The sequence below is a fragment of the Oxynema mangrovii CENA135 genome, from assembly GCF_016632315.1.
In the GTDB taxonomy this organism is placed as follows: domain Bacteria; phylum Cyanobacteriota; class Cyanobacteriia; order Cyanobacteriales; family Laspinemataceae; genus Oxynema; species Oxynema aestuarii.
Genome location: NZ_JAEOXH010000001.1, coordinates 2,671,610 through 2,684,156, shown reverse-complemented (window position 1 = coordinate 2,684,156; position 12,547 = coordinate 2,671,610). Strand labels below are relative to the sequence as shown.

Sequence of the window (12,547 nt, the reverse complement as noted above, 5' to 3'; positions counted from 1 at the left end):
TTACTGTCGTTCGATGGATATGTTTAGCTGGAACAAAGTCGGTACATTCTCGAAAACTCGCCCAGACAGGATAGAGATATCCTCCTATGCCTGGCAACGCTCGCACTTAGGCGCCTTCGCCCTATCGTTAGAGGGTGGCGGCTCACGAACTCAGGACACTTATTCAGAGGGGAGACTCAAACAAACATGGCTAAAATACTCGTCATCGACGACGACGGCGCAACTCGCTTACTGCTCAAACGCAATTTGCAGTTAGAAGGTTATCAAGTGTTTGCGGCGAAAGACGGACGGGAAGGGTTGGAACAAGCTCGCGAACATCGTCCGGACTTGATTATTTGCGATTGGGTGATGCCATTTTACGACGGCGTAGAAGTTTGTCGTCAGCTCAAGGCCGATCCTCGTTTACACCATACGTTCTTTATTTTACTGACGTCTTCGCGCGGCGAAATCAACCATCGCGTGGAAGGTTTGGACGCCGGGGCCGATGAATTTCTTTCCAAGCCGATCGACGCGGAAGAGTTATCGGCGCGGGTTCGTGCGGGATTGCGCTTGCAGCAGGTCACCGCGCGTTTGAGTCAAGCCAATCGCAATCTGTCGGCTCTGGTGCGAGTTCAGCGTCGCTTGCTGGCGAACGAATCGGTTTGCGTCCCGGGGCGATCGCTCTGTGTTGACGCAGCGCCAGCAGAGGATCGCTCTAGGAGGTCAACTGGATCGGCGGTCGGGGATGGGGTCGATGTCTCTAGAGCGCCGTCCCATCATTTGCCTCGCGATGCGGATTTAATTTGCCCTCAAGATTGTCACGCCCTCGATTTACTGCAACCTCTCGGCGAGGCGATTGGAGCGGAACGGGCATTTTTATGGAAGTTTCAGTCTGCTAATGGCTCGTTTCGGATTTCTTTGGGCTGTTGTTGGTTGGCGGGAAGTCATCCCTGTGAGGAATCTTGGGAACGAGCGGCAGGGTTTCAGTTTCACCAGGCGTGGCTCGAACGGCTCCGCGCTGGGGCGATCGTCGCCGGATATACTGAGGATTGGCCTGCGCAACTCCGGCAAAATTTGCAGCACGCCGAAGTCGATTCGATCGCGATCGTCCCTTTATCGATCGACGGGAACTGTTTCGGGGCGATCGTCTTTGAAAACTGTCCCGAAACTGTGGCGGCTTACAAACGGGAACAAGTGGATGGGACGTCGGGTAATGCTTATTGTCCGGTGACGGAAAACAGCAGTTTCGAGCCGACGTCTCCGATTGATATGTTACGAGGTGCGGCGGCGGCGATCGCCCTCCATCTCGACCGTTCGGCGGCGTTAAACGCCCTCCAAGCCAGTGAGGCCCGCTATCGGGCGATCGTCGAGGATCAAACGGAGTTGATTTGTCGTTTCGACGCTAAGGGTCAACTGACCTTTGCGAATGAAGCCTATCGCCGCTATTTTGAACTGGATCGCTGCGAACTCAACGGCGGTTCTCATTTGCCTCTCTCTCCGGATCTCGAACGGGATCTTAGTGAGAGTCCCGCGATCGAGCGCGAGTCGTCTTTGGTGATGTCTAATGGCGAAACTCGTTGGCAACAGTGGAGCGAACGGGCGATTTTCGACGAGCGCGATCGCCTCCTCGAATTCCAAGCCGTCGGTCGCGATATTACCGAACGCAAGCGCGCCGAAGAAGAAACGCTCAAGGCTCTGGCAAAAGAAAAAGAACTCAACGAGTTGAAAACTCACTTCATTTCAATGGTTTCTCATGAGTTCAAAACACCGTTAACGACGATTGTTTCTTCGGCGGATTTGTTGGAATTTTATCTCGAATCGGTCAACCACGGCAGTCCCGAAAAGCTCGCTAACTGTTTGCAACGCATTCAAAAAGCCGCCATCCACATGAACGAATTGTTAGAAGATGTTTTGACTCTGGCGCGCACGGAGTCGGGACGCTTAGAATGCAAACCCGTTCCCCTGAATTTGAATGCATTTTGTCAGGATTTAGTCGAAGAGTTCCAAGGGAATCACGGCGACGATCTGTTACTCGATTTCCAATGTGTCGGAACGTTGCCAGAGGTCTGTCTCGATCGAAAACTCTTGTATCATATTTTTAGCAATTTACTCTCGAATGCAATTAAATATTCTCCGGAAAATACGGCGGTTGAATTTCGGGTCTTTTCTGAAAGCGATCGCGCCATTTTTCAGGTCAAAGATTGCGGGATCGGCATTCCCGAAGAGGATTTACCCTATGTTTTCGATGCGTTCCAACGCTGTCGCAATGTCGGTAAAATTGGCGGGACGGGCATGGGATTGGCGATCGTCAAACGCTGCGTCGAACTCCACGGCGGTCACGTGAAAGTGAGCAGTCAATTGAAAGGCGATCGCCCGTCGGGAGGAACGACGTTTACGGTAACCTTTCCCTTGGAAGGCAAAATTCGCGAATCTTTAGCCCTCGCTTCTCCGGCGCCCAGTCCACGGGAAGCCCCCGTCGGTAACCACTCGGGCGATCGTTTTCATGCCAATCCATAAGCCAGAGACCAGTCAACTCGTCCCATCCTTGTAAGTACACGGCAATGCCTTGTCTTTACAACCCATGAATTTTGCAATTTTACAACAACACTGAGGATGGCTATTAGATCTACAATCTAATAACCATTTTTTAAAAATAATGAGAGGCATCGAGGGGAGGAACCCGGCAGTGCCGTGTCCTTGCAGGCGATCCATCTACAATCTACAATCCCTAAATCCCTAAATCGTCCACAGCTCGATCGCCCCGCCAAATCCCCCACTCGCCAATAACATTTTTTGACGGGATTGCGGATAAGTGGTGCGGACGGTATAAGCGACGCTGTTGACCCAACCGCTATGAGAGCGCACGCTGCCGAGCAATTCCCCCCGATACAGGTCCCAAATGGCGATCGTGCCGTCGCGACTGCCACTAATCAAGGTTCGACCGTCCGGCGCGATGCTGACACTATTCACCCGCTCCTCGTGGCCGCACAAAGTATGTTGCAATGTCGCTACGGTTCCCAAACCGCGACCGAATAACTTCCAAACGGCGATCGTCGTATCGGTACTGTAGCTCACTAAGTGCTTCCCGGTGGAGCTGAACGCGACCCCGACCACTAACCCTTGATGGGCCCGCAAGGTTTGAAATGACTGTCCGGTTTCGAGATCCCACAACTGAATCGTCCGATCCCAACTGCCACTGGCGAGGATCTGTCCGTCGGGACTGACCGCCACGCCTTCGACGCGACTTTGATGACCGAGTAAGGTTCGCTGCAAGGACGCCGAACCGGAACGCCTCCCCTGACTGAGATCCCAGATGTCGATCGTACAGTCCGCACTTCCAGTGACTAAGGTGCGTCCGTCCGGGGTGTAGGCGAGGCTATAAACGGCCCCGGTATGACCGTGCAAGGTACTCAGGGGATTGCCACTGCTCATGTCCCAAATCTTGATCGTCCCGTCGCTGCTGCAACTGGCGCAGGTCGGGCCTTGGGGGTTGAAGGCGATCGCGTTGACCCAATCCCCGTGACCGTGTAAGGTTTTTAGTTTTTTACCGCTACTGATATCCCAAATGGCGATCGCCTTGTCCCCACTCCCACTGGTGGCTAAGGTCTGTCCGTCGGGACTGAAGGCGACACACAACACCAACCCTTTATGACCGTTGAGGGTGTCGATCCGAGTCAGATATTCGTAAGGATTGACCGTTGCGAGAGCTTGCTTAACTTCCGGTTCCGATCGCTCCCGCAGCAGTAAATACGCGGATTTCTGAATTTGCGGATCCGCATCTTTGAGGGTTTCGACGATTAATTCTAACCCCGGTTGACCGTAATGCAAGGCTTGATGGAGGGCGTTAATTTTCTGCTGCACTTGCGCCGTCGCCAAGCGTTGCTTCACCCCGTCGAGTCCGCCGAGGACGGCACCGGAAAGCGGCAGGTTTTGACCGCCTAAAACGAGGTCGTAAGTTTTCGGTTGTGGGGGGCAATCGGTCATTATCGGTTGATTTCAACAGCAATGGGAGCCGTTTTCGGGTTCGGTCACGGACGTAACCGTTCCTCTCTTTTCTACCATTTTCGGCGGCGATCGCTCCCTTGCTATTTTCAACGGCGATCGGGGTCGATCGCGGAAAAGATCGCGATCGCCTTTTTACTGCTCCCACCAATAATGCCAATCGCCGATCGCTTGTCGGGAACCTTCGTCCGCATCGATCGGTTTGATATTGATTAACGGAACGCTAATTCGATCCTCGATCTTTCCTCCTTTAATTTCAATTTCGACGAAGATCTCCCGTTCGCATTGTTCCTCTGAAGATATATCCACAACTTGGACTTTCCGTTATGTTCTCTTGTTGGCAGACGAGCTGCGGCTACTCGTCCACTCGGCCTCAAAAGGAAAAGAGATGTTATCTTGCAAGTAGCAATACCACGACATCATGACTTCTTCATCATTGTATGCGTCAACGATAATTTCATCGTCGATGCGTTGTTGAATTTCAGCTTCTTTCTCGGGGCTAATCATATAGCACTCCTAAATCTGTTGAATCTGAGATCGACTGGATCGAGTCGCCAATTCCCCGCAGAGAGGCGGCAATGCCGGGTCCTTATAACCGATGATTTTACCACAAGATTTTTACCGCAAGATTGAGGAGAGTTATAGTACAATCTTTGGGCTAATTATTTTTAGCGAGAATCGCTACTATATAACAGAAATGAGCCGGGTAAAGAAACGATCTCCTCCCTATTGAACCCCGGGGCGATCGCCGCCGTTACTCACCCGCGATCGCCCCTCGCGAGACGCGGTTTTCTACGGCGGATTTCTGCCAATGTTCTGCTCGCAATTTACCGATAAGTGACTCATGGTTTTAGAAAAAGCAACTTTTGCCGCAGGCTGTTTTTGGGGGGTCGAACGACGATTTCGACAAGTTCCCGGGGTGGTGTCTACCTCGGTCGGCTATACCGGGGGGCATTTCCCCAACCCCTGTTATCTGGATGTTTGCGCCCGGATTACGGGACATGCAGAAGCGGTACAAATCGAGTACGATCGCGATCGCCTCAGTTATGAGAATTTGCTGGAGGTCTTTTGGACTTGCCACGATCCCACCCAGGTCGATCGCCAAGGTCCCGATCGCGGCGAACAATATCGTTCGGTTATTTTTTATCACGATTCCCAGCAAGAACAGGCGGCGCGACAGTCTAAATTAAGGTGGGAACGATCGGGTAAGTTTCAAAAGCCGATCGCCACCCAAATCGAAGCACTCGGCGAGTTTTGGTTGGCGGCGGAGGAACACCAGCAATATTTCGAGAAAAAGTTAAAACCTAATCGAAATTAGGGGCGATCGCCGTTGACGATCTTCAGGGGATCGCTCGATTTACGGGTGTCTCGAACTCATTTTTTAATCTTTTCTCGGAGTTAATGGCTCGATCGCGGGCGATCCCTCCCGGTTGGCGGCGGCAATCGGGGGCGCTCCTCGGCGATCGAGATAATATTTCATTCTTACATAAAATTATTACATAAATTATTTTAATTTTCGCCATATTACAGTTGAATAATTTTTTTTAAATTCTTGTTATTCAATCCGGGGTTTATGTCACCCTAAAGTTAAAACCATTTTTGCTTTCCTCAGCTCGTCTGGAGAACGCCAGCCAGTATGTTTAAACCCCTCCGCCTTCAAGAGCAATTGCTCTATCAAATCGTCAATTGCATTCACGATTCTTTCGATCTGCAAGAAATTTTAGCGGGCATTGTCAGCCAAATTCGCGAATTTCTGGCAGTCGATCGCGTCAAAATTTACCAATTCGCTGCCGACGGGAGTGGCGAAGTCATCGCCGAAGCCATTGGAGGCGATCGCCTGCCTTCCTTACTCGGCTTGCATTTTCCCGCCACGGACATTCCCGCTTACGCCCGCGATCGCTTTGCGAAAGGACACCTGCGCACGATCGTCGATGTGGCGTCGAAGCGCAAAATTCTCAATCGCTTGGGATCCCACGAGTCGGACGGGGACAGCGCCGGCCCCAATTACGCCCCGGTCGATCCGTGTCACCTTCAATATCTGTTGGCGATGGGGGTGCTCTCGTCTCTGGCGGTTCCGATTTTCGATCGCGGGGCGACGCCGGAAGGATATCGCGCCCAATTGTGGGGCTTACTGGTGGCACACCACAGCGAACCGCGCCGCTACAGCGAAACGGAATTACAAACTATCGATCTGTTGGCGCATCAAATCTCGATCGCGATCGCTCAAACCAGTTTGATCGCTAAAGCGCAAGAACAAATGCGTCAGGAGCAGATTGTCGCCCGTTTGAGCCGACAACTCGACGGCGGCGATCGCGATCGCCTCTGGCAACCGGCCCTGAGGGAGTGCGTGACGGCACTCAATGCCGATGGCGGTCGGCTGTACGTGGGCGCCGATTTAACCGGAGAACCCGCCCAGTGCTTTGTCTGCGGCGAACAACCCGCCCGGGAAGATCTCGAAAGTTACGCCCTCTGGCAACAATTGACCAAATATGGCGGATCGAAAGCGCGCGATCGCCAAGACCCGGGGGCGATCGCCGATCCTCCCCAAGGGGCGTTTCCCTACACCGTCGCCCAACTCGATGCAGACCCGCGCTGGCAAGATCTCGCCGCCCTCTTCGCCCCGACGCCGATCCAATCCTTACTGATCGTTCCCCTGCGCTATTGCAATCAGTGGGTCGGCTCCTTAGTGCTATTTCGGCACGCTCGCGACATCGAAAAGCGCTGGGCCGGTCGCCACAATTCAGACCCGCGCAATCAAATGCCGAGACAGTCCTTTGCCGAGTGGCGCGCGATCGAGCGCCTGACCCCGAACTGGTCTCCGGAAGACCTCAAACTCGCCCAACGCTTGGGACTGCATCTCTACGCCGCCCTCACCCAACACCGGGTGAGACGCTTAACTCACAGTCAAGCGTCTTACGACGTTCTCACTCAGTTGCCCAATTCCGTCTTGTTCGAGCGGCAGTTATCTTTAGCCTTGCTACACTTGCGCGAACAGGGCGAAATGCTCGCCGTGGCGATCTTAGACCTCGATCGCTTCCAAACCATTAACGAAACCTTTTCCCACGCGGGGGGCGATTACGTCTTGACCCACGTCACCCGCCGCCTGCAAAGATGTTTGGAAACCTACCGCGATCGCTTCCAAGATCGGGCCTCTTTATTGGGACGCTGGCATGGGGACGAGTTCGTCTTGATGTTACCCAATATCACTTATGCCGAAGATATCATCGACATCGGTCGCGAACTGCTCGACAGCTTGCAACAGCCGTTCTATTTCCAAGGGCGGGAACTCTATCTCAGTGCCTGTCTCGGCATCGCCTTAGCCCCTTACGACGGCGAAACCGCGCCGATCTTGCTCAAACATGCCGAAGCGGCAATGTATCAAGCCAAGCAACAGGGACAAAATAGCTATCAACTGTATGCACCCCAGATGAATACCCGCGATCTGGAACGGTTGATGCTAGAAGTAGACTTGCGTAAAGCCCTGGAACGCAACGAATTCGTTTTGTACTATCAGCCCCAAGTGGAGTTGGCCACCGGGCGCATCGTCGGGATGGAAGCGTTGTTACGCTGGCAACACCCGCGTTTGGGCTTCGTTCCCCCGGAACAGTTCATTCCCTTGGCGGAAGAGTTGGGCCAGATCGCGGCGATCGGCGAGTGGGTATTGTATAAAGCTTGTACCCAGCATCGGGCGTGGCAGTTGGCGGGGTTGCCGTCGGTCCGCATGGCGGTCAACCTCTCGGCCCGCCAGTTCCGCGAGGAGAATTTGGTCGAGAAGGTCCGCGAGATTTTGCTGCAAACTCAGGTCGATCCTCAGTTGTTGGAGTTGGAAATTACCGAAAATACGGCGATCGACGATCTGGAATTTACGATCGCCGTTCTGCAACAGTTCAAACAGGCGGGAATCCGAGTGGCGATCGACGATTTCGGCATGGGCTATTCGTCCTTAAGCGCCCTCAAACATTTGCCGATCGATAGTGTCAAAATTGATAAATCGTTTGTGCGGGATTTGGGCATGGAAGAAAGCGATACGGCGATCGTGCGAGCGATCGTCGCCCTCGGTCGCGGCTTGCATCTGGAAACGATCGCCGAAGGCGTGGAAAGCTGGCCGCAGTTGGAGGTGTTGCAGTCCGTCGGCTGCGATCGCGTCCAAGGCTACTTGATCGGCGAACCCCTCGCCGCCGATGCCGCCGTAGCGATGTTAGTCGCCGGGCGTCTGTCCTGTTTGCGTAAAAGTGAGAACGTCGTGACGGCAGTTGCTGCGACATTGACCCAACAAGCGCGTCACAGGACTCAAGGGACGGATAATCGACCCGTGGCGACCCTTCCCTCGGGCAATGGCGCCGTCGCCGACGGTTCCGGGGACGATCGCCCTTCCCCGGAAACCGAACAAAACCGCCAAGAATTGGCGGCGAAGATCGTCGAGTACGAGCAACTGAAAGAGGAGTTGAAGCAGCAGGCGCGCCGGGAACAATTGGTCGGCGAAATTGCCCAAAAAATTCGCCGTTCCCTCACTCTCAGCGAAATTTTGAATAAGACCGTCACCGAGGTTCGCCACTTTTTACAAGCCGATCGCACGATCTTGTATCGTTTCCATCCCAACTGGACCGGGGAAGTGGTGGTCGAATCCGTCGCCCCGGGCTGTCTGTCGATTTTAGGCGAGACGATCGACGATCCGTGTTTTCGCAATAATTACGTCAAGTATTACCGTCAGGGTCGGATTCGGGCGATCGAAAATGTTTTCGAGGCGGGTTTGAATTCCTGTCACCTCCAATTACTCGATCGCTATCAGGTCAAGGCGAATTTAGTCGTTCCCGTGGTCAACGGCGATACCTTGTGGGGCTTGCTGATCGCCCACCAATGTCACGACACCCGCCAATGGCGCCAGCACGAGATTTCCCTGTTGAGTCAGTTGGCTACTCAGGTGGCGATCGCCATCCACCAAGGGGAATTATACAGCCAGTTAGAAAGCAGCAACCGCGAGTTACAAGAACTGTCCTCTCGCGACGGCTTGACCCAAATCGCCAATCGCCGCCTGTTCGACCTCCATTTAGAACGGGAATGGCAGCGCCTCAAACGGGAGCAAGCGCCCCTCGCCCTGGTTTTGTGCGACGTCGATCGCTTCAAGCTGTATAACGATACTTACGGTCACCAAGCCGGGGATATCTGCTTGCAGGAAGTCGCCCGGGCGTTGCAAGGGACCGTGAAGCGTCCGGCGGATTTGGTGGCCCGTTACGGCGGCGAGGAATTTGCGGCTATTTTGCCCAATACTCCCGCCTCGGGGGCGTTGCGAGTGGCGGAGGAAATGCGGATGCGGGTGCGGGATCTGGATATCCCTCACTCGAAATCGGAACATCACCGGGTTACTTTGTCGTTGGGGGTGGCGGTGTTGGTTCCTACGGCGGGACTGTCCCCGGAAGCGTTGATTCAGGCGGCGGACGAGGCGTTATATCGGGCGAAGGAGCACGGGCGCGATCGCTGCACTCTGGCGACGTGAGGGGGGCGGCGATCGCCGATCTCGCTTACCGTGGCACTTATCTCAGCTCCGTTCGCAAGTGCTGCACTTCCACGTGATTCGGATCGCAAATGTCGGCCCGATCGCAGTCCCGCCGGGCGCGATCGAGATCGCCTAACTTCCAATAAGCATGGGCGCGCAAGGTATAGAGGATCGCCTCGTTCTCGTCGAGAAGCACGGCCCCATTACAGGTGGCGATCGCCCGCGTCAGATCGGCGATTCCTTTCCGGTAATTTCCGGCAGCAATTTTGAAGGTGCCGACCCCTTCTAAGTGGGTCGCATTAGTGCGATCGCCGTTTTCTCGTTCCAATTGTTTGACCAGCTCTTGAAAAACAGCTTCTTCTCGCGTTTATTGGCGCAACAGTCGCTTATTTTGCCAAAATCTTTCCCAAATTCCCGTCTCTACGGCAATCCATACCAAAATCACCAGCAAAATAATCAGTTCCATCTCGATTGTCCTTGGTGGTTTCTCGTCGGTTGAAGGAGTCGCGATCGCCCGTTCGGTCGTGTCACCGAGTGAGTGTGGTAAACAATGAGATATTAAAAGTAAGTTTTAGGCTCACTCTCTCGGTAATTCCTTGTTGCGTTCCGGTTCGCCGATCGCGCGATCGCCCACGGACGGCGAATCGGGAGCGGATAAGGGCGTTCCCTGGCTCGTGGAGACTACCGCATCGCGATCGCTCGCCGCCGCCGTACAAGCGGGGTTGGATCCCTATCTCGGCTTTTTCCACGCGATCGAACCCTATCGACCCAATTTAGTGCTCGATTTGATGGAAGAATTTCGCCCCGTCATTGTAGACCGGGCGGCGATCGCGATCGTCAAGGCGGAACTGCTCGATCCCCTGGACTTTGAGCCTTCTCCCGATGGCGCCGGGATTTGGTTGGGACAAACGGCGAAAAAGTTGTTTCTGGGGCAGTTACAACGCCAATTCAGCAGCCGCGTCCTCTATTCTCCCCAAAATCGTCGTCTGACCCTCGCCCAGATTCTCCTAGAACAAGCCCGCAGTCTGGGCCGATGTTTGTGCGAATCCAATCTCGATTACGAGCCGTTTTTGCTCAAATAATCGATGTTTTTGCTAATTTTTCACGATTTTTGGGGGTTGCTTACCCAGCAAAGACTGACAAACCATCAAACCATTATCGAAACAAAAACCCATGACTGATTTCTGGCTCGTCTGCTACGACGTCCGCGACGACAAGCGCCGCAACAAACTCGCCAAACTGATCGAACAACGCTGTCAGCGCGTCCAATATTCGGTTTTTGAATGTCCCGTGGAGGGGGAAATTCTCTGCGAACTGATCGAACGGCGTTGGTTGAAGGTCCTGAAGCTGTCCGAAGACAGTTTGCGCGCCTATCCGCTCTCCGGTACCGCGAAAAAGCAAGCCAAGATCTACGGCAGTCCGCCCCTGTACGAACCGCCGGATTATTTGATTTTGTAACGTCCCGCTAGGGGCGTAGCGCGATCGCGCCTACCTGGAATCTCCATTTGACGCGGGATTCCAGGTGTTGTTTCTAAATGTAACAATTGCCGAAACTGCGACGGAACGAGAAAAATAGAGATTGACGTCCTCAGAGAGAGTAAAAATAGTATTTTCCGCCTTTTTCTTTCTGAGGATTTCGGTTATAGTAGTTCCGTGCTTAAAAAACAACCGCAATTTCAACGCCCCGGCAGCAGTTTAACTTTTGTAAAGCTGCTCCTCCGTACTCCGGCGCAAACGCACCTTGAAAGCCAAATACAGCGAGAGTTTCAATAGCATAGGGTCACTTATGCCCAACTCCCCGCAAGGGGATTGAAACCTTGATGGCTTTTATCCCATCGCTTCCATTTAGATAAAGTCACTTATGCCCAACTCCCCGCAAGGGGATTGAAACGCTTATCGGTTCTATCGAGTCTATCGAGTCAACATGGTCACTTATGCCCAACTCCCCGCAAGGGGATTGAAACAAGCTCAGACATGAATTGAATGAAGGGAGAGGAAGTATGCTGTCACTTATGCCCAACTCCCCGCAAGGGGATTGAAACGTATTTAGCCCGCGTATTCGAGAGGCACCCAACATCGAACGTCACTTATGCCCAACTCCCCGCAAGGGGATTGAAACTCTGTAATTCCCAGAACATGCCTCCGGTAGGCGAGCTGCCAAGTCACTTATGCCCAACTCCCCGCAAGGGGATTGAAACAAGGATGACAGCTGTGCTCTACTGGTCATCAAGTATGTTCTTCTCAGTCACTTATGCCCAACTCCCCGCAAGGGGATTGAAACTGCCCTAGTTCACGAGCGAACTTAGGGTTATATTCAGTGCCTTGTCACTTATGCCCAACTCCCCGCAAGGGGATTGAAACCTTCGCCTTGAGACTACTCAGTTTCCCCTTAGTCTCTTCCGAACGTCACTTATGCCCAACTCCCCGCAAGGGGATTGAAACAACTTCGTTGCACTTGAGCATGAAGCTCAGAGAATTAGAGTCACTTATGCCCAACTCCCCGCAAGGGGATTGAAACATCAAACTGGAGACTCGTCCATGCATAATGGACTGTCACTTATGCCCAACTCCCCGCAAGGGGATTGAAACAGCAAACTCACAAAAGTCCGCCAAGTCCTTCTGACACTCCGTCACTTATGCCCAACTCCCCGCAAGGGGATTGAAACTCTGCCCGGTGGAAGTAGTAGTAACCGTCTTCAGGGTCATTACGGTCACTTATGCCCAACTCCCCGCAAGGGGATTGAAACACCTTTAGCCCCATCCCGCATCACCTGACAAGCGCAAGTCACTTATGCCCAACTCCCCGCAAGGGGATTGAAACTGTCCCCCATAGGGAACTGTTTGACCTCTCCTTTGATGTCACTTATGCCCAACTCCCCGCAAGGGGATTGAAACCGAATTAATTCCTTGTATGGAAGCTATTAAACACTACATATTAGGTCACTTATGCCCAACTCCCCGCAAGGGGATTGAAACCCCTTGATAGGAGCGAAAGCATCACAATCCGACAGGAACGAAGTTTCGGTAGGGTGCGTTAGCGGGCAAAAATATCCGGCGAAAGTCCAGTAAATT

At 53.3% G+C, this 12,547-nt stretch carries 7 protein-coding genes, 1 pseudogene and 1 CRISPR repeat array; of the genes and pseudogenes, 5 read left to right on the top strand and 3 right to left on the bottom strand.

Annotated features, from left to right (window positions below; translation table 11 throughout):
• Nucleotides 1–186 precede the first annotated feature (186 nt).
• Nucleotides 187–2,496, top strand: coding sequence for a hybrid sensor histidine kinase/response regulator (locus tag JJD41_RS10515; protein ID WP_200665875.1), 2,310 nt, complete (start codon nucleotides 187–189; stop codon nucleotides 2,494–2,496).
• Nucleotides 2,497–2,715: 219 nt separating this feature from the next.
• On the opposite strand, the gene JJD41_RS10510 is transcribed toward JJD41_RS10515, so the two are convergent.
• Both JJD41_RS10510 and JJD41_RS24750 read right to left on the bottom strand, forming a co-directional pair.
• Entirely contained in the window at nucleotides 2,716–3,963 is a 1,248-nt protein-coding gene (locus JJD41_RS10510; RefSeq protein ID WP_200665874.1) for a WD40 repeat domain-containing protein, read from the bottom strand.
• A 153-nt stretch (nucleotides 3,964–4,116) separates the two neighbouring features.
• A pseudogene (locus tag JJD41_RS24750) lies at nucleotides 4,117–4,488 on the bottom strand (calcium-binding protein).
• A gap of 337 nt (nucleotides 4,489–4,825) precedes the next feature.
• On the opposite strand from JJD41_RS24750, the gene msrA reads away from it, so the two are divergent.
• Complete coding sequence (gene msrA, locus JJD41_RS10495) at nucleotides 4,826–5,299, top strand: peptide-methionine (S)-S-oxide reductase MsrA (protein ID WP_200665871.1); 474 nt, start codon at nucleotides 4,826–4,828, stop codon at nucleotides 5,297–5,299.
• A 318-nt stretch (nucleotides 5,300–5,617) separates the two neighbouring features.
• Nucleotides 5,618–9,475 (top strand): diguanylate cyclase domain-containing protein, encoded by a 3,858-nt coding sequence (locus tag JJD41_RS10490; RefSeq protein WP_200665870.1) that lies wholly within the window; start codon nucleotides 5,618–5,620, stop codon nucleotides 9,473–9,475.
• A 37-nt stretch (nucleotides 9,476–9,512) separates the two neighbouring features.
• Here the strand turns inward: JJD41_RS10490 and JJD41_RS10485 are convergent, their stop codons facing one another.
• Nucleotides 9,513–9,803 (bottom strand): tetratricopeptide repeat protein, encoded by a 291-nt coding sequence (locus JJD41_RS10485; RefSeq protein WP_200665869.1) that lies wholly within the window; start codon nucleotides 9,801–9,803, stop codon nucleotides 9,513–9,515.
• A gap of 268 nt (nucleotides 9,804–10,071) precedes the next feature.
• Here JJD41_RS10485 and cas1 point away from each other — a divergent pair, with 268 nt between their 5' ends.
• Together cas1 and cas2 are read left to right on the top strand one after the other, a co-directional pair.
• Entirely contained in the window at nucleotides 10,072–10,557 is a 486-nt protein-coding gene (gene cas1 / locus JJD41_RS10480; protein ID WP_200665868.1) for a CRISPR-associated endonuclease Cas1, read from the top strand.
• Nucleotides 10,558–10,648: 91 nt separating this feature from the next.
• The gene (gene cas2, locus JJD41_RS10475; RefSeq protein WP_168570327.1) at nucleotides 10,649–10,933 is read left to right on the top strand and encodes a CRISPR-associated endonuclease Cas2; all 285 of its coding nucleotides are present in this window, start codon (nucleotides 10,649–10,651) and stop codon (nucleotides 10,931–10,933) included.
• A gap of 321 nt (nucleotides 10,934–11,254) precedes the next feature.
• A CRISPR array of direct repeats spans nucleotides 11,255–12,451; the repeat unit is 37 nt; unit sequence GTCACTTATGCCCAACTCCCCGCAAGGGGATTGAAAC.
• Nucleotides 12,452–12,547 lie beyond the last annotated feature (96 nt).